At 64.3% G+C, this 24585-nt stretch carries 4 protein-coding genes; all 4 read right to left on the minus strand.

The genetic code is table 11. The features are described from left to right. Window positions 1-469 precede the first annotated feature (469 nt). The gene (locus A9971_RS06640) at window positions 470-11032 is read right to left on the minus strand and encodes a non-ribosomal peptide synthetase (RefSeq protein ID WP_183001507.1); all 10563 of its coding nucleotides are present in this window, start codon (window positions 11030-11032) and stop codon (window positions 470-472) included. Beyond that, complete coding sequence (locus A9971_RS06645) at window positions 11032-14103, minus strand: non-ribosomal peptide synthetase (RefSeq protein WP_183001508.1); 3072 nt, start codon at window positions 14101-14103, stop codon at window positions 11032-11034. The genes A9971_RS06640 and A9971_RS06645 overlap by 1 nt, the downstream gene beginning before the upstream one ends. A gap of 10 nt (window positions 14104-14113) precedes the next feature. Next, window positions 14114-15172, minus strand: coding sequence for a TauD/TfdA family dioxygenase (locus A9971_RS06650; RefSeq protein ID WP_183001509.1), 1059 nt, complete (start codon window positions 15170-15172; stop codon window positions 14114-14116). Between the two features lie 70 nt (window positions 15173-15242). Then, the gene (locus A9971_RS06655) at window positions 15243-24542 is read right to left on the minus strand and encodes a non-ribosomal peptide synthetase (RefSeq protein ID WP_183001510.1); all 9300 of its coding nucleotides are present in this window, start codon (window positions 24540-24542) and stop codon (window positions 15243-15245) included. Between the last annotated feature and the right edge of the window lie 43 nt (window positions 24543-24585).

The raw sequence follows: 24585 nt of genomic DNA on the forward strand, positions 1-24585 counted from the left end.
TTGCTCTGGAAATATGTAGAGCTCATAGACCGTCAGGCCGAGGCCATTAGGGATCGAAACCCAATGGGTGGAGACGGGGCGGCTCAATGCGCCGCACGAAAGCCCGACCCGCAGCACAGTGTAGGGACGCGCCCTGGCTATAGCTCTTTAATTGGCCCTGAGCTTGGCCAACCCTGGCATACCATTTCGCCTGCGTAAATTCCGGAGTTCGTCAATTGGCGCACCCATGCGTTCCGACTAGGCGACCAGTTGAAAGCGTTGCGCTTGAGCAGATCACGAACATTCTGTTCAGGCTTGCCATCAAACTCGAACATAACCCGGTTTTCCTCCACATCCTCGCGGTACGTGTAGCCCTCAGTTTCGACCTCGACCGCCCACGGCTGCGGCACGCCTCCAGCTCCGCGATGCACTTTTTAAAAGCGAAAGAACAGTCACCTGCCCTCCCGCCCTTCATTCCAGTCTCCTGAGCCTAAGCCCCCACCCGCACCTCCCGCTGAGACCGAGTCCCACCCAGCTGCGCCAACACCTGCGCCAGCGAGCGCGCCGGCGAACCCTCTGCCAACACCCCAAGCAACTGCACCAGTTGCAGGTTCACCCCCTGCACCGCCGCCTCGCTAAAGGCAGCAAGACGATGGTCATAGTGGAACTGCAACTGCCCCTTGAGCTCGACATACAAGGTCAGAGCCGAGCTGGTCTGCTCGAAACTGTGCATGCTCTCCAGGCGCAAATCACCGACATCCCCACCCGCCGACGCCGCACTGACCGGATAGTTCTCGAACACGATCACCGTGTCGCTCAACTCCCCACCCGGCAACCCGGCCCAGCGCTCGATATCACTCAAGGCACTGTAGCCATGCTCACGCATCAGCAAGTTGCGCCCTTGCAGTGCCTGCAGCCAGTCACCCACGCTCTGCTCTGACTCGATACTGGCCACCAGCGGCACGTCGTTGATGTACAGGCCCAATTGCTGCTCGATGCCCTTGAGCTGGGGCGGGCGCCCGGCGATGGTCGCGCCGCAGGCCACCGTGGACTGACCGCAATGCACATGCAGGAGCAACAGCCAGGCGGCCTGCACCAGAGTATTGGCGGTAACCTTCTGTTGCCGGGCGAAACGGGTCAGTTGCTCGGTCTGTGCCTCGTCGAAGTGGAAGTAGTGCTGACGATGTCCGCCCCGCTGTGGGTCCCCCTGGGCAATCGCGCAATCACTGAGCAAGCTCGGCACCTTCAGGGGGGCGAGCTGTTCACGCCAGAAGCGCTCGTCCGCCTGCTGGTCACGGGCCTGCAGCCAGGCAATGTAGTCATGGTAGCCACCCGGCCGGTGACTTATGGCCTGCCCGGTGTAGGCCGCCAGCACATCATTGAACAACTGGAAGCCGCTCCAGCCATCCAACAGGATGTGATGGTTGGTACAGATCAGCCGGTAGCGTCCCTCGCCCAGCTGGATCGCTTGCAGGCGCAGCATCGGCGCCTGGGCCAGGTCGAAGCCCTTGAGTCGTTCGGCCAGGGCCAGACGCTCCAGCTCATCACTGCTCATCGCCATGCCGTCTAGCACCTGGAACGGCACCTCGACCTGCTTGTGAACCACCTGCAGCGGCTGCGCCAGGGACCCGCCCCAGACAAAACGGCTGCGCAGGATTTCATGGGTATCCATGGCCTGCTGCCAAGCCTGACGTAGTCGCTGCGGGTCGACACCTTGCACGTCCATGCACATCTGGTTGACGAAATCCCCCGCCTCATGGTCGTGCAACTCATGCTGCAACAAGGCCTGCTGCATCGGCGCCAATGGGTAGATGTCCTCGATCTGCGCCGGCACCAGCGTCAGGGCGTCGAGCTGTTCCTGGGTCAGCCGCGCCAGCGGGAAGTCCGATGGCGTGACGCCGCCGCGGGCCTGGCAGCAATGCTCCACCAGGGCCTGCAGCGCCTGGACATAGTCCCGGGCCAGCGACTCGATCTGCGCACTGTCGAACATGCGCCGGCTGAAGCTCCAGTCCAGGCGCAACTGCCCCTCGTAGACCTTACCGCTGATGGACAGCCAGTTGCCCAGGGGCGCATCGAGACTGGCATCCGCGCCATGGGCCTCTGGCGCTGGAATGAACAGCGCCTGGGGATCGTCGAAACTGCCATCGAACTGGCCCAGGTAGTTGAAGGTGATCCGAGGTTGGGCGAGCCCCTGCAACGCCTCGCGACTGGCGGTGTCGCCCAGGTAACGCAGGGCACCGTAGCCGATCCCCTTGTTGGGAATCGCCCGCAGCTGTTCCTTGATCCGCTTGATCGAAGACTCGGCGCTGTCCGCGGCGCTCAGGCGCACCGGGAACACCGAGGTGAACCAGCCCACGGTGCGGCTCAGGTCCAGATCCTCGAAGAGCTGCTCACGCCCGTGGCCTTCCAGCTGGATCAGGGTCGAGGACTGTCCGGTCCACTGCCCCATGACCTGGGCCAGGGCCGCCAGCAACAGGTCGTTGACCTGGGTCCGGTAGGCGGCCGGAGCCCGTTGCAGCAAGCGTTGGGTGGTCGCGGCATCGAGCTGGACCTGCACACTGCCAGCGTCGCGGCTCAAGGCCTGGGTGCCAGGTTCAACCCCAGGTAACGATGCCTGTGCGCCTTCCAGCTGCGCGCGCCAGTAGGCCAGTTCGGCCCGTGCCTCGGGCCCACGGGCATACGCTTGCAGGCGTCGCCCCCAGGCCTGATAAGAACTGCTCTTGGCGGGCAGCTGCACAGCTTGCCCGGCCAACGCCTGGGTGTAGGCACTTTGCAGGTCCTCGAACAACAGGCGCCAGGACACGCCATCCACCACCAGGTGGTGAGCTACCAGCAACAAGCGCTGGGTAGAGTCTGCCAGGGTCACCAGCAGCGCCCGCAACAAAGGCCCGCGCTGCAGATCAAGACTGCACTGGACCTTCTCGCAGAGCTGCTCCAGCTCAGCGGCGTTGGCAGCTTCGGCCTGCCACAACAGGTCCGGGCCGGGCCCGGCCTGATCCAGCGGACCATGGCTGGCACTCCAGCCTGTGCTTCCCTGCTGAAACTGCAGGCGCAATGCGTCGTGATGCCCAAACAAGGCCCGCAAACCCTGCTCCAAGGCCGCCGGGTTCAATGGCATGGCTGGAATCAGCAGCACTGACTGATTGAAATGGTGCCGCTGGGGAATCGGTTCGGCAAAGAACAGGCGCTGGACCGGCAGCAGCGGCATGTCGCCGCTCACCGGTCCCTGGTCGATGTCGTCCTGTTCCCCACACTGCGCCACCGCAGCCAGCCCCTGGATGGTCTGTTGCTCGAAGAGATCCTTAGGGGTAAAGCGGATCAAGGCCTGACGAGCACGACTGACCAGTTGCAGGGAGATGATCGAGTCCCCGCCCAGCTCGAAGAAGTTGTCGGTCAGGCCGACCTGCTTGAGCTTCAGCACGTCCTGCCAGATGAGTGCAAGGCGCTTCTCCAGATCGCTGCGCGGTGCCACATAGGCGTGGCTGGCCTGGGCCATTTCCGGCATGGGCAGCGCCTTGCGATCCAGCTTGCCATTGGGCGACAGCGGCAAGCGTTCTAGGAATAGCCAATAGGACGGCACCATGTAGTCGGGCAGGCAGGCTTTCAGAGCCTGGCGCAGGGCTTCACGCAGCCTTTCCTGGCCTTGCTCGTCCTCACGCGCGGTCGCGGCCGTCACCAGATAAGCCACCAGACGCCGGCCATGGGCGGTGTCCTGGGCCAGGACCACCGCCTCGCTGACCTGCTCATGGGCCATCAGCCGCGCTTCGATTTCACCCAGCTCGATGCGAAAGCCACGGATCTTCACCTGGTTGTCGATACGCCCCAGGTATTCGAACACCCCGTCACTGCCCTGGCGCACCACATCCCCGGTGCGATACAGACGTCCCCCCAAGGGGCTGTAGGGATCGGGAACAAAGCGCTCGGCGGTCTGCGCGAAACGCTTCAGATAACCTCGCGCCAAGCCATTGCCGCCGATGTACAGCTCCCCTGCGACCCCCACTGGCAAGGGATTGAGATCGGCATCCAGGACATAGGCACTGCGCTCGCCGACGCAATGGCCGATGGGCGCATAAGCAGCCGTACAGGGTTCACCGGCAGCGGTTTTCCATACCAGCGGCGTGACCACGGTTTCGGTGGGACCGTAACCGTTGATCATGTACTGAGGGCGCAACACCTGCTGGACCAGCTCGAAGCTGGCCTGAGGCATGGCATCGCCGCCAAAGCTGTAGAGGCGCATGGGCGGCGGATTGCCGACCCGCTGCACATGTTCCGCCAACTGATGCAGGTACGCCGGCGGGAAGCCGGCCATGGTCACGCCATGGCTGCGAATCGCTTCACAGGTCTGCTCCGGGGTCCACAGGCTGTCGTCACGCAGCAGCAGGCTGGCACCGCAGACAAAGGCGGTCAGCCAGCGTTCATGGGCGCCGTCGAAGGAAAACGAGAGGAAATGCAGTTCACAGTCATCAGGCGTCATGCCATAGCGTTCGCCGGTGGTGCGACAGTGCATCGCCAGCGGACCATGGGCCACGGTGACACCCTTGGGTTGCCCGGTGGAGCCCGAGGTGTAGATCACATACGCCAGACTCTCTGGCGCCACCGTCACCGCAGGCGCGGTCAGCGGATGCTGCCCGACCTCCAGGCGTGACAGATCGAGCACCGCCAGATCGGCGGCCGAAGGCAGGCGCTGCAACGACTCGCTGTCACTGAGCAACAGGGCCATGCCGGAATCCGCCATGAGGTAGGCCAGGCGGTCGGCGGGGTAGCTCAGGTCCAGCGGCACGAAGGCGCCGCCGGCCTTGAGCACCGCCAGCAAGGCCACCAGCAGCCCCTCGCCCCGGGGCAGGGCCACGCCGACCCGGACCTCCTGGCCGACCCCACGGGCCACCAGTTCATGGGCCAGGCGGTTGGCCCGCTGGTCCAGTTCACCGTAGGTGAAGCGCTGCCCGGCAAACAGCACCGCCTGGCGCTCCGGCCAGCGTTGTGCCAGGGCACCGATGCTCTCGTGTACCGCCGGCTCGATCCCCGGCGCGACGGGCGCTACGCATTGGCTCGCCGTCTCGGCCGGGGTCAGCAGCTCGATGGCGCCCAGTTGCAACTGGGGGTTATCAATCAACTGCGCCAGCAGGTGCAGCAGATGGCCGTTGAGGCGCTCGATCACCGCCGCGCTGAAGGCCTCCCGGGCATAGCCGTAGCTGATGCTCAGACGCTGCTCCAGCGCCACCGCCACCGACAATGGATAGTTGGTGCGTTCACGACTCTGCACGGCACCGAAGCGCACGCTGGAAGCCTCCTCCTGCTCCAGGGCCTGGGCCACCGGGTAGTTGTCGAAGACCAGCAGGGTATCGAACAGCGCGTCACCGCTGCTGCCGGCCCAGCGCTGAATATCGTTGAGCGGCGTATGTTCGTATTCGCGCAGTTGCAGATTGTGCACCTGAACCTGTTGCAGCCACTGCGCCACGCTCATCTGCGCATCGGGGGTGGCGATCACCGGCAAGGTATTGATGAACAGACCGATCTGCTGCTCGATCCCCGGCAGCTCCGAAGGACGCCCCGCCACCGTCGCGCCAAAGGCCACGGTGCTCTGTCCGGTATAGCGCTGCAACAGCAGGAGCCAGGCCGCCTGCAACAGAGTGTTGGCGGTGATTTTCTGCTGCCGGGCGAAGGCCACCAGGCGCTCGGTCCACGGCTGGGTCCAATCATGGTGGAACTCGCCATGGCCGGCATCCGCGCCCGGGTTTTCCAGGGCGATGCTGCCCGCCAGGCGGGTCGGGGTCGACAAACGCCCCAGTTGCTCGCGCCAGAAACCTTCACAGGCCTCCAGATCCTGGCGTTGCAGCCACTGGATGTAGTCGCGATAACGCCCCGGAGCCTGTGGCGGCACCACCCCGGCGTAGCGTTGCAGGACCTCGCTCATCAACTGCGAACTGCTCCAGCCATCCATCAGGATGTGGTGGTTGGTGTAGAACAGTTGATAGTCCTGGGCCGTGGTCTGCACCAGGCACAGGCGCAACAGCGGTGCACGATCGAAATGCGCGCACAGGCTGCGCTCTTCGCCGGCCAGCGCTTCAAGAGCCGGCTCGCTGGCCTGCCCGGTCGACCAATCGAGCACCCGGAAGGGCAGCGCCAACTGACGCTGGACAATCTGCACCGGTTGCTCGAGCTCCGCTTGCCAGTGAAAAGAGGTGCGCAGAATGTCATGGGCCTGCAGGGCATCCTCCCAGGCCCGACGGAAACGCTGTACGTCCAAGCCCTGGACCGACACCCGGACCTGATTGACGTAATCGTCGCTGGCCTGCTCGTAGAGGGTGTGGAACAACATGCCCTGCTGCATCGGCGACAAGGGGTACAGGTCGACGATGGTTCGTGGGGGCACCGGCAGCGCATCCAGCTGAGCCTGGTTCAACCCGGCCAGGGGGAAGTCCGACGGCGAGACACCAGCCGAGGTGTCCAGGGTGCAATGCTCGATCAGCGCCTGCAGTTCCAGAAGGTAATCATCAGCCAGGCGCTGAACCGTCTGCGGCTTGAACAACCGATCGCTGAAGCTCCAGCTCAGGGACAGTTCGCCCCCATAGACCTGACTGTTGACCGTCAACCAGTTACTCAGTGGCGCCTCGCTGTGACGTTCGTCACCGGCTGCTTCCGCGGCCGGCGCAAAAAGTGACTGCGAGTCGAAGCTCTGGTCGAACTGCCCCAGGTAGTTGAAGGTGATCCGCGGCTGCGCAAGCCCCTGCAAGCGTTCGCGGACCGCGTCCTGCCCCAGGTAACGCAACGCGCCATAACCCAGGCCATTGGCCGGCACCCGGCGCAAGTCCTCCTTGACCGCCTTGATCGAATCCGCGAGTGGCTGCGCCGGAGTCAGGCACAACGGATAGAGGCTGGTGAACCAGCCCACCGAACGCGACAGGTCGACATCGGCAAACAGTTCCTCGCGTCCGTGACCTTCCAACTGCACCAGCATCTGCGAATGCCCGGTCCAACGGCAGATCACGCGCGCCAGGGCGGCCAGCAACAAGTCGTTGATCTGTGTGCGGTAGGCCTTGGGGGCTTCCTGCAACAACTGGGTGGTCAGTTCCCGAGGCAGCCGGGCATTGATCGCCATGCCATGGCACGCCAGGTTCGCCCCGGCGGGATAGTCCAGGGGCAGGCCCTGAGGCGCCTGCTCCAGTTGCCGGCACCAGTAATCCAGTTCGTCGGTGTGCCCAAGGCGCTGCGCCCAGTCTTGCAGGTGCACGGCCCAATCCTGGAAAGCACTGGTCTTGGAAGGCAGGACCGCTGCTGCACCCTCGGCCAACTGCCGATAGAGGCTTTGCAGGTCTTCAAGCAGAATCCGCCAGGACACGCCGTCCACCACCAGGTGATGGATGACCAGCAGCAAACGCTGGCTGCCATCGTCCAGGTCCATCAGCACCGCGCGCAACAGCGGCCCCTGTTCCAGGTCGAGGCTGCTCTGGGCTTGTTGTCCCAGTGCCTGAATCGCCTCGGCATCCGCCACCTGCTGCCGCCAGAGGCTGACCGGCTCGGGATGATCCTGGTGTTCGGCCTGCCAGAGGCCGGCGCTCTGCCGATACCTCAGGCGCAACGCATCATGCTGCACCTGCAGCTGGTTCAGGGCTAGCTCCAACAGCGGTACCTGCAGCGGCTCGCGCGGAGTCAGCAGCAGCGACTGATTCCAGTGATGGCGCTGGGGAATGTCGCTGGCAAAGAACACTTGCTGGATCGGCGTCAACGGCATCGTGCCACGCACCGGTCCCTGATCGATGCGCAAGGCCGTGCCCTGCTTGGCCACCGCCGCCAGTTCAAGAATGGTCTGGCAACGGAATACGTCCCTGGAGGAAATCTGCAAGCCAGCCTGACGGGCCCGGCTGACCATCTGGATGGCAATGATCGAGTCACCACCCAGTTCGAAGAAATTATCGTTGATACCGATCCGCGGCTGGTTCAGGACCTCCTGCCAGATACCCACCAGGGTCTGCTGCACTGGGTTCTGTGGAGCACGGTAGAGGTCCTGCGCAGGGCCCTGCTCAGGGCGCGGCAGGGCCTGGCGATCGAGCTTGCCGTTGGGGCTGAGAGGGAGCGCCGGCAGCAACAGCAGATGGCTGGGAACCTGATGCGCCGACAGGCGCGCGTTCATATGCTGCTTGAGGACATCCTTGCAGTGTTCTGGATCGAGCCCAGGCTGACATACAAGATAGGCCACCAGTTGCTTGCCCTGGGGTCCATCCAGCGCCAGTACCGCACACTCGCGAATCCAGGGATGGCTGTGCAGGCAGGCCTGGATTTCTCCCGGCTCGACGCGGAAGCCACGAATCTTGATCTGCTGATCGATGCGGCCACAGAACTCGATGCTGCCGTCGCGGCGGTAGCGCACCTGATCGCCAGTGCGGTACAGCCGGGCGCCGCCCTGCAGGTCGAAAGGATCGGGGATGAAGCTGGCAGCGGTCAGCTCAGGGCGCCGATGGTAATCACGGGCCAGCCCGGCACCGGCCAGATACAGTTCGCCCAGGCTACCGATGGCCGCCGGCTGGCCTTCGCTGTCCAGCACATAGGCACGGACATTGGTCAGCGGCCGGCCCATGGGAATCGACGCGGCCTGGGACCAGTCACCGTCCACGGCCTGGGTCAGGGCGCCCACGGTGCTTTCAGTCGGCCCGTAGTGGTTGACGATCCGGCACTGCGGCGCCAGGCGCTGGATGCGCTCCACCAGGCTCACCGGGCAGGCTTCGCCACCCAATACCAGGCATTGACGAGGCAGCACCGCAGCATTGTCCTCACCCAGCAGGGCCGCCAGGTGCGAAGGGACAATTTTCAACACATCGATCTGTTGCTGTTGCAGGTACTGGCCCAGGCCCGCACCGTCCACCGCCAGATCGGCGCTGATCACGTGCAGCGCCTGGCCGCCGCACAGGGCACCGAACAGCACCGTGTGCCCAAGGTCCGCCGCCGGCGTGGACACCAGCGCCATGCTACGGGCCGACGCCAGCGGCAGGCGCTGGTGAATGGCCGCCACGTAGTTGGCCAGGGCGCCGTGACTGATGGTCACCCCTTTGGCCCGGCCCGTGGAGCCGGAGGTGAAGATCACATACGCCAGGTGCCCGGGGGCCGTAAGCGGGTCGAGGTTGTCGGCACTCAGGGCCTGGCGCACCGGCGAATCCTCGAGGGGCTCGACACAGAGCCCGGGAAGATCGGCAAAACGCGCGATCAACTGCTCTTGGGCCAGCAACTGGGTAATGCCGCTGTCCTCAATCATGCCGTTGAGGCGTTCCTGCGGGTATTCGGGGTCCAGAGGCACGTAGGCGCCGCCAGCCTTGAGCACAGCCAACAGGCCCACGATCATCTCGATCGAACGATGCGCGGCGATACCCACCAGCACATCCGGCCCCACTCCGCGCCCACGCAGCTGACGGGCCAGACGATTGGCCTGCGCATTGAGCTGTTGATACGTCAGCTGCCGCCCGGCGCAGACCACGGCCAGCGCATCCGGGCTGCGCATTGCATGCGCCTCGACGCAGGCCGGTACCGACAAGGGTGGACGCTCGAAGGCGGTGCCGACATTCCAGTGTTCCAATATCTGTTCGCGCTCCGCCGCATCCAGCATGGGCAGTTCGCCCAGGCGACGCTGCGGCTCGCGAACTACAGCTTGCAACAGGTTGTGCCAATGCCGGGCCATCTGCTCGATGGTCTGCGGATCGAACAGGTCACTGGCGTAGACCAGCGCCCCATGCAGACGCCCGCCTTCTTCATGGGTATTGAAGGTCAGGTCGAACCGCACGGATTCGCTATCGCTGGCCAGGGCCTCGATTCGCAGCCCTGGAATCTCCACCCGCGCCCCTTCGTTGTCCCCCGCCAAGTGGTTATACAGCACCTGGAACAACGGGCTCTGGTTCAAGCTGCGCTCAGGCTGCAGCGCATCGACCAGTTGCTCGAACGGCAAATCCTGATGAGCCTGGGCCTCCAGCACCCGGGTCTTGACCTGGGCCAGCAAGGCGCTGAATGACTGCTGCGGGTCGATCTCGGCCTGCAACACCTGGGTGTTGACGAAAAAGCCGATCAGCCCCTCGACTTCAGCCCGGGTGCGGTTGGCCACAGGCGTGCCCACGCGAATGCTGCGGGCACCGCTGTAGCGCTGCAGCAGCACCTGCAGGGAGGCCAGCAGCACCATGAACAGCGTGCAGCCGGCACTCGCGGCCAGTTCCCGCAAACCACGGTCCAGGTCCTGCTCGAAGACCAGGGTGTGACGTCCGCCCCGGGCACTGCGCACGGGCGGCCGCGGCCGGTCCAGGGGCAGTTCCAGGGTCAAGGGTTCACTGCCCAGGCGCTCACGCCAGTACTGCAACTGCCGCTCGGCTTCACCGGCTTCCAGCCACAGGCGCTGCCAAACGGCGAAATCGGCGTACTGCACCGCCAGCGGCGCCAGCTCCGGCGCACGCTGGTATTGGCGCCAGTGCTCATAGGCGCTGGTCACCTCGCCCACCAGGATCGGCAGCGACCAGGCATCACTGATGATGTGATGGGTGCAGAACAGCAGCACATGCTCCTGGGGCCCGAGCTTGATCAGGGTCGCCCGCAACAGCAGGTCATGTTCCAAATCGAAGGGATGTTCGCCCTGCTCCGCCACCTGTTCGGACACCTGCGGGCCGGCGTCCTCAAGGTGGCTGTAATCCAGGCGTTGCAGGAGGAATTCACGCCGGGTATGAATCACCTGCATCACTTGCTGACCGTGCAGGCTGAAGGTGCTGCGCAGCACTTCATGGCGATCGATCAGGTACTGGATACTGCGTTGCAGATCAGCATCCTGCAGGTCGCCCTGCAAGCGCAGCACCGCCAATTGGTTATAGGCGCTGGAGGTCGGCTCCAGCTGCCAGAGAAACCACAGGCGCTGCTGTGCATAGGAAGCGCACATCAGCGTCTGGGCCTCACTGCGCCCAGGGATCGGCAACAGGTCCAGGGACAGCCCCTGCTCGATCATCTTGCGCTGCAAGGCGCTACGCTCCTGGGGGCTGAACGCGGCGAACCGCTTGGACAGCGCCAGCATGCGCTCAGGTAACGGATTCATCACTCCTGGGCCTCCGCAAACAGGGCTTCCAAGGCATCGACCTTGTCCCCTGTCACCCCGGAATCACGATGCAGCTCGACCTGCCTGGCCAGCAGTTCCACCGTCTCGCCTTCGAAGAACACCCGCAGCGGCAAGGACAGGTTGAGCTCGCTCTGAACCTTGGAGCGAATGCGCGTGGCCAGCAGCGAGTGGCCGCCCAGTGCGAAGAAGTTGTCATGCACACCCACCCGCTCCAGTTGCAGAGCCTCTTGCCAGATGGCGGCCAGGGTGGCCTCCAGCTCGTTGCGCGGCGCCACGTAGGCGCTGCCTTGCAACTCCAGGGCACTGAGGGCATTGCGATCCAGCTTGCCGTTGGGGGTCAGCGGGAAACGCTCCAGGACACTGAGGAAAGACGGCACCATGTACTCGGGCAATTGTTCGCGCAGTTGGGCCAGCAATGCCTGTTCCTGGGCCTCGCGATCGTCGGCCCGGGCCAGCACCACATACGCCACCAACTGTTTGCCGGCGGCCGTGTCCCGCGCCACTACAGCGGCTTCGCGCACATTGGCGGCTTGTCCCAGCAGGCTCTCGATTTCACCGAGCTCGATGCGGAAGCCGCGGATCTTCAGTTGGAAGTCTATCCGTCCGAGATAATCGAGCTCCCCTTGGGGCAGGCTGCTGACCCGGTCCCCGGTACGATACAGACGAGCGCCCGGCGTAGTGGCGAACGGGTCCGGGAGGAAGCGGCTGGCAGTCAGGGCCGGACGCTTGAGGTAGCCACGGGCCAGGCCCGGACCACCGATGAACAACTCGCCCTCGCGACCGATACCGGCCAGTTCGGCCTCTTCATCCAGCACCCGCAGGCGCGTACCGGCGATAGCACCACCGATGGCCACCCGCTCATCCACAGGCGGCTGCTCCACGGCGAACGCCGAACACCAGACCGCACTTTCCGAAGGGCCGTATTCATTGACCAGCAAGGTCTCGGGCAGCAATTCTCGGTGCCGCAGAGCCAGCTCCACCGGACAAGCCTCACCGGCCACGATTACGCAGCGCAGTTGCGGTTGCTGCAGGGCTTCGAGGATCTGCGCGTAGAACGACGGCAGGGCCAGGAAGTGCGAAATCTGTTGCGCACATATGAGTTCGGCGACCTGCTGCGGGTCCTTGTGCTGCTCTTCGCTAGGCAGGTACAAGGTAGCGCCCTGGCTCAAGGTCCAGAAAATCCCCGCCACGGAACTGTCGAAGGAGAACGAGGACAGCATCAGGAAACGCTCCAGGGGCGCCTGGTAGAAGGCGCTCCGGGCCAGAGTCGAGGTGCTGGCATTGGCATGGGACACCATCACACCCTTGGGTTTGCCGGTGGAACCCGAGGTGTAGATGACATATGCCAGGTTATCGGCACTGCTGCCGCTCTGCAGCGCGTCGATATTACCGCTCAACATCTCCCGATTCAGAGTGACCTGAGGCAGATTGGCCGGCAGGAGGATATCCGGGTGCAAAGGCTGCAGAGTGATCAGGCAACGTACCTCTGCGTCCTCGAGCATGAAGGACAGTCTCTCGCTGGGATAGGCCGGGTCCAGTGGCAGGTAGGCTCCACCGGCCTTGAGAATGCCCAGCAGGGCCACCACGATCTCGATGGAACGAGCACCATAGACCCCGACGATGGCGTCGCTGGCAACCCCTTGCTGGCGCAGCCTGTGGGCCAACTGATTGGCCTGGCGATCGAGCTCGCCGTAAGTGACTTCTTGGCCATCGACATGAATCGCGACACGCTCGGGGAAAGCCCGGGCCGCCTCTTCGAACAACTGGTGCAGCAGCGGTGCATCGGCGGCGACCAGCTGCGCGCTGCGGTCGAAGTCGCGCAGCAGGCGCTGAGCCTGATCGTGACCGACCAGCGGCAGTTGCTCGAGTGGCAGGTCGCTGTGCGCGGCGGCCGATTTCAGCCACTGGGCAAACTGTTCGAGCCAGGCAGCCGGCATACCTTCAGGCAGTAAATGAGGCTGCCAGCTCAACTGCAGCGTCAGCTGGTCAGCATCGGCCCGAGCCTGCAGGTGCAGCTTCTCGAAGTAGGCTTGATCGAGAATCAGGTCCTGTTCCTCGGCGCCCTCGGTGTAGGAACACCCTAGGTCCAGGGGGCGTGGCTCCTCGGCGCCGAACACCTCCAACTCGTTCAGGCAGTCCTGCCAGGAGCGGCTCAGTTCCAACTGATGACGAAACGCCTGCAGGTTGTCCTGCAAGGTGGCTTGAGGTTGCAGAGCAACGGCCACTGGCAGGCGTCGACTGAAATGCCCCAGGGTCTGTTGCAACTGGTCGCTGCGACCGTCAACAGTCAGAGCCACCAGCAGCGAGTCCTGCTGACCCAGCCCTGCAAGAAAGCCCGCCCAGAGGAACAACAGGGCTTGCTCGACGCTCAGCTCGGCATCCTTGGCCACCTGGCGCAACGCAGGCGCCAGGTCGGTGTCCAGACGGCATTCCTGCACCTGCGCTGCAAAGTCCAGCCGCCGCTCGAAGGGCAGGCGCACGCCCTTCTGCTGCTCGGCATACAGGGTGCGCCAGAACTGCAGGCCCTCGCGCCCGATCGCCTCCTCTCCCAGCTCGCTCTGCCACGCGGCGTAATCGGCGTACTGCAGGCTGTCGAACGGTGGCAACTGCACCCCCGCACAGAGCTGCTGCAGTTCGGTCACCAGCAATGCCAGAGCCTGCCGATCACAACTGGCCAAGGCCACGCTGATCAGCAACTGACGATCCAGCAGCGATGCCACCAGGGGCACTTCGGCCAGGGCCAGACGATCCTCGGCACGGGCCTGTTGCAGGCTACGCCCCGGCTCCATCGACAGGCGCATACGAACCTGCGCGGCGATGTCCTGCACCGGCTGCTTGAACCCGGGCATCTGGCGGTAGCTAGTGCGCAGAATTTCGTGGCGCTGACACAGTTCGCCTAGCGCGGCTTCCAACTCGGCACGCGCGGGAGGCGTGTCGAAAGACAAGATCGCCTGGGCAGCCAGGGGGCGACCAAGGTACTGCTGCTGGGAAAGAATCGCGGCCTGCTGGGCCGAAATCTGAAAAGTCTCTACTGGGGAAAAGTCGGTCATGCTGATGTCCTTAACCAATGGCCACGTCGGTGCTTTTCAGCGGGATGGCCATGGCTGTGAGTATTTTGCGCGGGCCTGAATATTCGTTGCGGGCATGCAGGGTGAGGATGTTGTCGAGCATCACGACGTCGCCCTTCTCCCAGGGAAACTCCACCATCACCTCGCGATAGAGCTGTTGCAGATGGGTGATGTAGTCATCGGGGATCGGGCTGCCATCGCCAAAGAAGGTGTTTTGCGGCAGGTCCTCGGGGGCGAACTCCGCCAGCAGGCTGTCGCGGATGCTTTCTGGCAGGGTCAGGGCATTGAAGAAAGTCGCGTGGTTGAACCACACGCTCTCCCCCGTACGCGGATGCCGGACCATGGCCGGGCCCTGTTGCCGAGTGCGCAAGCGGTTGCCGGATTTCCACTCCGGGGCCACTCCGATCTTCGCGCAATAGGCCTCGACCTCGGCGCGGTCTTCGGTCTGAAACACGGTCTGCCAGGGCAGCCCCATGCCGTCACCGTAGTTGCGCACATAGAGCACGCGCTTGCGCTGGAATTCCTCGCGCACTTGCGGATCGATTCGTGCCAGCAAATGCCGGGTGTCGCCGAATGGCGTCTCGCCGCCGGTGGTCGATGGCACATCGCAGTAGAAATACAGATGCAACGGAAACACCGGGGAATAAGAATGCTCGTTGTGGGGGAAGATCTTTTCCACGGCCGGGTAGTCGGTGGAGCTGTAGACATTCAGCTTCTTGGTGATCTGGGTCCGCGGCGAAGCCCGGAACAGGTACTCCAGGGCACCACCGGAAATCGAATCGACGCACTGGTTGAATTCGTTGATGTCCTGCACCGCGAAACCGCGGAACAACAACGTCGCGTGCCGATCGAGCTTTTCCTGGAGCAGCTCGCGGTTTTCCCCCGCCCACTGCGCCAGGCCCACGCCGGGAACGTTCGGCGTACATAACAGAGGAATCGAGCTGTTCTCGAACAGCGGCGTGAACGTCACCAGGCTGGATTGGTCCAGGCTCAAGCTCTTGCGCCGTCCTTTGCCCAATGCCGGTATGGCTTGAGACTCGAATTTCGACATTACCCACCTCCGATTCGCGGTATCAGGCGCGGCGATCGCACGCGCCTGCATGACTCTTCAATAACTGGCTTCACTCGACCGGCACGCGCCCTGGACGGCGGCGCTGGATCGGGTGCTGTTGCTTGAGCAAGGCCTGGCGCTGCTGCAACTGGTCCCGCTCACGCAGGTATTGGATATCCCGTGCCTTGCTCAGCAACGCCGCCAACGGCGCCTGGGTATCGACCACCATCAGCTCGAACACCGCCTGCAACTGCTCGAACAGGCACGCCATGTCTGCCGCGGTATAGAGCCCTGCATCGCACTTCAGGCCGAGGTAGATGCCCTGTGGCGCATTGACGAACTCGGCCACCAGGTCCAGCTCCGCCGCGGCCCTGCCGGCAGCCACCGGCTGCACGTCCAGGCCGTCGATCGACAACGGCTGGTCAAGGCTTTCCTGATAGATGAACTTGATGCTGAACAACGGCGAACGACCGGCACGCCGGACCACCCGGAGCGCCTCCACCAGGCGCTCGAAAGGCAGGTCCTGGTGATCCGAGGCACCGATGACCGTGCTCCGTGTCACCTGTAGCAGATCGCTGACGCACTGTTGTTCCTCGACACTTACCTGCAATACCAGTTGGTTAACGAAGAAGCCCACCAGATCTTCAACGCCGGCGTGATTGCGGTTGGCGATATCGGTCCCCAGACGAACCCGTGAACTGTCACTGCGCTGGCCCACTACCAAGGCAAAACCTGCCAGCAACAGCATGTACAGAGTCACTCCCTGGGCACTGGCAAAGGCGCGCAGCGCCTCGCTCTGGGCAGCCGAAAAATGGAATTCGTGGAGATCGCACAAGGGTGAAGGCGCCTGCCCGGGCTGCACCGTGGCACTGGCGGGCAAGCGCGTAAGGTGATGGTCATCGCCCAGGACCTCACGCCAGTAATCGAGCTGGCGCTGCAGTTCACCGCCTTCGAGCCATTTGCGCTGCCAAACGGCGAAATCCACGTATTGCAGCGCCGGCTCCGGCAACGGACTGGCAATGGCGGTTCGATGAGCGTGGTACAGGCTCACGAACTCGGCCGGCAGAATGCCGAACGACCAATGGTCGGCGACGATGTGATGCACAGTCATGAGCAGCAGGTAGCGTTGCGGCTCCAGCCGCAGCAGGCGTATACGCATCGGCGGACCGGCGATCAGGTCAAAAGGCTCCCCGGCCTGTTGCTGCAACTGCCGTTGGGCCATGGCCTCGCGCTCGGCCAATGGCAAGGCGCACAGGTCATCGAACGCGAACGATAGCGGCAGGTGGCGATGGACGTGCTGCCAGCTCTCGCCTTCGACCTCGCTGTAGGTAGTACGCAATACCGAATGCCGCTGCATCAGCGAATCAAAAGCTTGCCGCACCGCGTCGATATCCAGCTCTCCACGCAGCTCCAGGGCCCGGGCAATGTTGTACATCGAACTCTGCGGCTCCAGCTGCCAGAGGAACCACAAGCGCTGCTGGGCAAAGGACAACGGCTGCGGTCGCGAGTCATCCACCCGCAGCAGGGCCGGAGCCGCTGCTGGAGCATCGCCGGCGCTCAGGGCAGCGACAAAGGCCTGCAGCTCCGGCGCGTCGAACAAGGTCCGCAGCGCGGCCTGCAGGCCCAGTTCATGCCGCACCCGGCTGATGACCTGAGTGGCCAGCAGCGAATGCCCGCCCAAAGCGAAGAAGTTGTCCTGCAAGCCGACTTGCTCAACCTCGAGCACGTTCTGCCAGATAGCCGCCACTTGCTGCTGCAGCTTGCTGCGGGGGGCCACATACGCTTGTTGCAGGGCACTCAAATCAGGCTTGGGCAAGGCCTTGCGGTCCAGCTTGCCGTTCGGGTTGAGGGGCAGGCGCAGCAACAGCAGAACGTGGTTCGGCAACATGTAATCCGGCAGCTTTTCCTTGAGCCCGGCCTTGATCAGCGCGCAACGCTCGGCCTGTGCCTGAGCATCGCCCAGGCCGTCGTTGGTATCTCCAGGCAACGCAGAGGGCACCACATAGGCCACCAGTTGCATACCGTTGTTGGCCGGCACGGCCAACACCACCGCCTCACGCACATCCGGCCGAGCCGACAGGCGCGCCTCGATTTCCCCCAGCTCGATACGGAAGCCGCGGATCTTCACCTGATGATCGATGCGGCCGATGTACTCGATCGCCCCTTGTGGGTTGTAACGCGCCAGGTCGCCACTGCGATACAGCCGGGCGCCGGGCTGACGGGCAAAGGGGTCGGGGATGAAGCGTTCGGCAGTCAGTCCCGGCCGGTCAAAATAGCCCTGGGCCAGGCTCGACGCAGAACCGATGCACAGCTCCCCGGTGCCGCCTTCGGGCAGCGGATTGAGGTCGCCGTCGATGATCCGCAGGGCGCGGCCGATGATCGGCTGGCCGATCGGGATGCCGTAGACCTCGCTGGCATCCTGTTCCCGGCAGTCGTGGACACTGGAGACCACCGTGGCCTCGGTCGGGCCGTAGGTATTGAGCAGGCGCACGGCCCCGAGGCCTGCGGCGTGCCACAGGCGCAAGCCCTCCACCGACATCGCCTCGCCGCCAACATGCACCTGGCGCAGGCGCCCCAGGCTGCGGATACCGTCAGCCATGCATTGCTTGGCCAGCAAGTGCCAGTAAGCCGCCGGCAGGTCGGCCAGGGTCACGCCCTGGCTGACGATCACCGCCGCCAGTTGCTCGACGGCCCAGGGCTCGTCACCGCGCATTACCAGTGCCGCGCCGAGGCACAAGGCCGGGTAACACTGCTCGACGAAACCGTCGAAGCTGAATGTTGCGAACTGCAGCACCTTGTCAGTGGCGGTGAGCGCCGAGTAATCCGCCGCCGCCTCGCAGAACGCCGACAAGGCCCGGTGATCGATCGCCACGCCCTTGGGGACCCCGGTGGAGCCCGAGGTGTAGATCACGTAGGCCAGGTCTTGCGGGCAGGCCCTGTTCTGCGGATCGGCGCTAGAGCACTGGCTCAATCGTTGCGCAAGGCTCGGCAGGTCCCAGTGCAGCACGCTGTCGGGCAACAGATTCGCGGCCCAGGAACCGGTATCGCTGAGCAGCAGGCTCAGGCGGCTGTCGGCGATCATGAACGCCAGGCGCTCTTGCGGGTATTGCGGGTCCAGCGGCACATAGGCCGCGCCACTCTTGAGCACTGCCAACAAGCTGACGATCAGTTGCGGCCCGCGCTTGAGCGCCAGGCCGACCCGATCCCCCGGGCCAATCCCCTGGGCCTGCAGGCAATGAGCCAGGCGGTTGGCCTGGGCGTTCAACTGTCCGTAGTCCAGACGTTCGGCATCGACCACCAGTGCCAGCGCCTCGGGCGTGGCCGCAGCCTGCGCCGCGATCCTCTGGTGCACCAGCAAGGCCTGCGAGCCCATCAGCTCGACCACTTCGCTGCGCTGCAGCAGGTCCTGGCGTACCGGCTCGGTGAGCAATTGCAGCGCCCCCAGCGCCATGCCGGGATCATCCATGAACTGCTCCAGCAAATGCCGCAACTGGGCACAAAAGCCCTGGACCTGATCCGCGCTGAAACGACTGCGCTCATAGCTGAAGTCCAGGCTGAGGCACTCGCTCAACTCAATGCCCAGGGTCAGCGGATAACTGGTCTGCTCGTGGTTGGCCAGGCCGGAAAACTTCAGACCTGCTGGCGCCCCCTCCTTCAGCGCCTGGGCGACCGGGAAGTTCTCGAACACCAACAGACTGTCGAACAACGGCGTGCCTTGCTGCCCGGCCCAGCCCTGGACCTCGTAAAGCGGCACATGCTCGTATTCTCGCAGGCCCAGATTGATTTCCTGCATCTGCTCCAGCCATTGCCCCACGCTGCACTCCGAGCGGGGCTGGCAAATGATCGGCAAGGTGTTGATGAACAGCCCCAACTGCTGTTCGATACCCGGTAGCGGCGCCGAACGCCCCGCCACGGTGGCCCCGAAGATCACGCACCGCTGCGCGCAGTAACGCTGCAGCAACAACGCCCAGGCGGCCTGCAGCAAGGTGTTGAGGGTGACCTTCTGCTGCCGGGCGAAGCTTGCCAGGCGCTGCGTCATGGCTTGATCGAAGCCTTCCAGATACTGTCCATAGTCACTGCCCGATACCGGCTTGCGCACCCCGTCGGCCAGCAAGGTCGGCGAGTCCATCGCTTGCAGCCGCTGGCTCCAGAACTGTTGCGCAGCCTGGGCCGGCTGCTTCTGCAACCAGCCCAGATAGTCACGATAGCGACCCGGGGCAACCGGCAACTGCGCGCCGGCGTACAACTGGATCACTTCGGCCAGCAGGCTGGCGTTGCTCCAGCCATCCAACAGCAGGTGATGGCAGGTGTAGATCAGGTGCCAGCTGTTATCTCCAAGTGGCACCAGCAACAGGCGTAGCAGCGGCGCCCGGTGCAGCTCGAATCCCTGGCGGCGCTGTTGCTCGGCCAACAGGTCGAGATCCACCGGAGCCGCCTGCAGTATCTGCAACGGTACCTTGACCTGGCTTCTGACCAATTGATGAGCCGTGTCCAGCCCTTCCCAGTGCACGCTGCTGCGCAGGATCGGGTGGCGGTCCAAAGCGCCCTGCCAGGCATCGGCAAAGCGCTGCGGATCAAGGCCATGGATGTCCAGGCGCAACTGGTTGATGTACGCCTGCTCCTGGGGTTCGTAGAGGGTATGAAAGAGCATGCCCTGCTGCATTGGCGTCAGCGGGTAAAGGTCCTCGATCGCGGCGGCGGGCACCGGCAGCTCGTCGAGCTGCTGCTGGGAAATCCGCGCCAGCGGGAAGTCCGAGGGCGTAGCCTGGGCCTGGGCCACGCCGCAGCAGTGCTCGATCAGCGAATGCAGCTCGGCAAGGTAGTCATCAGCCAGTCGCTGTACGCTGGCGTCGCTGAACATCTCCTGGCTGTAGCCCCATTGCAAAGCCAATTCGCCACCAAAGACCTGCCCCTCCAGGGTCAGCCAGTTGGCCAGAGGAGCCTGTGGGTCCTGGGCCTGGCCGCTGCTTTGGCTGGCCGGTGTCCATAGCGCATGCTCGTCGAACTGGCGATCGAACTGGCCCAGGTAGTTGAAGGTGATCCGTGGCTCCGGCAAAGACGCCAGAGCCTGACGCTGGGCCGGAGTGCCCAGGTAGCGCAGCAAGCCGTAGCCCAGCCCTTTGCCGGGAATCGCGCGCAATTGTTCCTTGATGCCCTTGATCGCAGTTCCGGCCTGCTCTGCAGGCTGCAAGCGCACCGGGTACAGGCTGGTGAACCAGCCCAGGGTGCGGGTCAGGTCCAGCTCATCAAACAGGTCTTCGCGCCCATGCCCCTCCAGCTGGATCAGCGCCGAAGGCTGTCCGGTCCAGCGGCACAATACGCGAGCCAGGGCCGTCAACAGCAGGTCGTTGACTTGAGTGCGATAGGCGCTCGAGGCCTGCTGCAGCAGTTGTCGGGTCAACTGCGCCGGCAGGCGCGACTCGATCTTGCGCCCATGACGATTCTGCAATCCGCCCGCCGGGTTATCGCAGGGCAAGTCACCCGCCCCGGCCTGCTGCGCCATCCAGTACGACAGCTCGGCTTCGCGCCGTGGCGCATGTTCCTGCAAACGACGGGCCCATGCCTGATAGGCGCTGGTCTTGGGCGGCAGTTGCAGTGGCCGAGCCTCTGCCAACTGCCGGTAGGCCTGTTGCAGGTCTTCCAGCAGCACACGCCAGGACACGCCATCCACCACCAAGTGATGGATCACCAACAGCAGTTGCTGGCGGCCGGACTCGTGCGCAAGCAGAACTGCGCGCATCAGGGGGCCAGCCTGTAGGTCCAGGCTGCGCTGGGCCTCATCGCACAACGCCGCCAGAGCCTGATCATCCGCCACCCGGCGCTGCCACAGGTCGAAATGGCCAGCGGGCTCGGCGTACGCCTGCTGCCAGCCAGGCGGCGAGAAAGCAAAACGCAGGCGCAATGCATCGTGATGATTGACTAGGTGCAGCAGCGCCGCCTGCAACAGCTGCGGCTGCAGGTGCTGACGCGGATCGAGCAGCAACGACTGGTTCCAGTGCCCGGGTCGAGGCACCTCCTGGGCCAAGAACCAGTGCTGTACCGGGGTCAACGGGACCTCGCCGGCCACCGGCCCCTGGTCGATCTGCGGCAGATCGTCGAGGACCGCAACCTGAGCCAGACTACGCACGCTCTGGTACTGGAACAGGTCCCGGGGGGCCAGGCGAATCCCAGCCTGACGGGCGCGGCTGACCACCTGAATCGAGATGATCGAATCACCGCCGAGCTCGAAAAAGTTGTCGTCCAGGCCCACCTGGTCCAGCCCCAGGACATCGCGCCAGACTCCCGCCAAGGCCTTCTGCATGGTGTTTTCCGGAGCCACGTAGGTCAGCTGCGGTGCCGCCTCTGGCAGCGGCAAGGCTCTGCGGTCGAGCTTGCCATTGGCGGTCACCGGCAGGCGCTCCAGGGCCAGCAGATGATGGGGCACCATGTACTCCGGCAAGCTGCCGGCCAGCCATGCCTTGAGCTCGTCGCGCCACGCCTCGGCAAGCCCTGCCTCTTGTAACACCAGATACGCCACCAGGTGCTTGGCGTTCTGCACCAGCACCACAGCCTCGCGTACACCGGGGTGCTGCATCAGCCGGGCCTCGATTTCACCCAGTTCTATACGCAGTCCACGCAGCTTGACCTGATGGTCCAGACGCCCCAGGTACTCGATCACGCCGTCAGCACGCTGGCGCACTCGGTCACCGGTGCGGTACAGCCGCGCCCCCTGATGAAAAGGGCAAGGCACAAAGCGCTCGGCAGTCAGAGCCGGACGTCGGTGGTAGCAGCGCGCCAGACCAATGCCTCCCAGATACAGCTCGCCAGCGACACCCGCCGGAACCGGCTGTAGCTGGGCATCCAATACATGGGTGCGCAGGTTGGCGATCGGCCGGCCGATGGGCACGCTGCTGGCGCCCTCATCGACGCAGGTCCAATGGGTGACGTCGATCGCCGCCTCGGTCGGGCCATAGAGGTTGTACAAGCCAGCGTTCGGCAGCCGGGCAAACACCTGCTGCTGGGCATCCAGGGGCAGCGCCTCGCCGCTGCAGACAATGCGCTTGAGGCTGGTGCAGGCGGTCACGCTACTGTCGTGGATAAACGCCTGGAGCATCGACGGCACAAAATGCAGGGTACTGATCTGCTGCTCGGTGATGACCTGGATCAGCCGCTCCGGCTCACGATGGGCGCCCGGGGCGGCCACCACTAGACGGGCGCCGGTCATCAGCGGCCAGAAGAACTCCCACACCGAGACGTCGAAGCTGAACGGGGTTTTCTGCAACACCGCGTCGCTGGCGTCCAGGCCATAGGCCTGTTGCATCCAGCACAGGCGGTTGACCAGCGCCGCATGGCTGTTGCCGGCGCCCTTGGGCTTGCCGGTGGAACCCGAGGTGTAGATCACGTACGCCAGGTTCAGCGGATCGAGTGGCAGTTGCAAGGGGCTGTCGCTGTAGGCATCCAGCCAGTTCTGCTCCTGGTCCAGGGTGATGACCTTGAGCCCCTGGGCCTGAGCACCAGGAACCGCCAGCAACGGCTCCAGCGAACTCTGGGTCAGCAACAGGCGGATGCCGCTGTCCTCGATCATGTAGGCCAAGCGGTCCTGGGGGTATTCCGGGTCCAGCGGCACATAGGCGCCACCGGCCTTGTGGATCGCCAGCAGGCCCACGACCATCTCGATGGAGCGCTCGATGCAGATCCCCACCAGCCCATCCGCCGCCACGCCCTGTTCACGCAGCAGACGCGCCAGCTGGTTGGCCCGGGCATCCAGTTCGCCATAGCTCAGCTGCCGTTCGCCGAACACCAGGGCGCAGGCCGCGGGGGTGCGCCGGGCCTGGGCTTCGATCAGTTGGTGCATGCACTGCCCGGTGGGGTAAGCGACCCGGGTGGCATTCCACTCGTGCACCAGGGTCTGCTGCTCCTCGGCATCGAGCAACGGCAACTCGCCAATGCGCTGTTCAGCATCGCCCAACATGCCTTGCAGCAGCGCGGTCCAATGGCGCGCCATGCGGGCGATGGTGGCGGCGTCGAACAAGTCGCTGGCATAGGTCAGGGCAGCATGCAGCTTGCCGGACTTCTCGTAGGTGTCCAGGGTCAGGTCGAACTGGGTGGTGCGGCTCTGCCATTCCACTACCCCTAGCTCCAGCCCGGAGGCGGTCTGCACGGTACTGATGTCCGCCACTTGCGGCTGATGGTTGTACATCACCTGGAACAGCGGCGTATGGCTCAGGCTGCGCTCCAGCTTGAAGGCTTCCACCAATTGCTCGAACGGCAGGTCCTGGTGGGCCTGGGCACCCAGGGCGGCTTCCTTGACCGCCTGCAACAACTCGCCGACCCGGGTCTGGCCGCCAAGCTCGGTGCGCAGTACCTGGGTGTTGACGAAGAAGCCGATCAGCCCCTCGACTTCCGCGCGATTGCGGTTGGCAATGGGTACGCCGACACGGATATCACCCTGGCCGGTATAGCGGTGCAGCAGCACGTTGAAGGCGCCGAGCAACAGCATGAACAGGGTCACGTTGTGCTGTTTTGCCAGGGCCCGCAGCTGTTCGGCCAACTGCGGCTCTATCGCGAAGTCATAACGGGTGCCGCGGTAGCTGGGCATCGCCGGGCGCGGATGATCAATGGGCAGTTCCAGCACCGGATGCTCCTCCCCCAGGCGTGCCTGCCAGTATTCAAGCTGCCGCGCCTGCTCACCGGCCTCCAGCCAGCGACGCTGCCACAGGGCGTAGTCGCGGTACTGGATCGGCAACGGCGGCAGTTGCGGTGTCTCACCTCGTTCGAAGGCGTCGTAGCAGCGGATGAACTCATCGATCAGCACGTTCATCGACCAGCCATCAGAGACGATGTGGTGCAGGGTCAGCAACAGTACGTGCTCCTCGGTGCCGAGCTTGAGCAACTTGACCCGCAGCAGCGGCCCGCTGCCCAGATCGAACGGCAGCAGCGACTGGCGCTGGGCCTCGGCCGCCACGGCCTGCTCGCGCCCGGGCGCATCGAGATCACTCAGATCCAGGAACTCCACAGGCAGAGAAATATCCGCAGGCGCCTGCTCCAGGCTGTCGTCGGCATGACGCTTGAACACCGTGCGCAGGGTTTCGTGACGGGCAACAAGGCTGGCAAAGGCCTGCTCCAGCGCCGAGCGATTCAACACGCCGGTGAGGCGCACCGCCCCGGGCAGGTTGTAGGCGCCGCTCTGCGGATCCAGCTGCCAGAGGAACCACATGCGCCGCTGGGCGTAGGACAGCGCGTGACGGTCCTCGACCAACACGTCGGCGGGGATCGGAAACAGCGAAAAGTCGATGTTTTCCGCTCGCAGTCCGTCGAGGAACAACCGCCGTTTCTCCAGCGGCAGCTCGATAAACCGGCGAGCAAGTTTCAGGGACTTTTCAGCGTTCATCTGGGTTCATCCGTACATGTTGGGTATCGAGCTTTGGCTCGGC

The sequence above is a fragment of the Pseudomonas sp. UME65 genome (genome assembly GCF_014170225.1).
GTDB classification, from domain to species: Bacteria; Pseudomonadota; Gammaproteobacteria; order Pseudomonadales; family Pseudomonadaceae; genus Aquipseudomonas; species Aquipseudomonas protegens.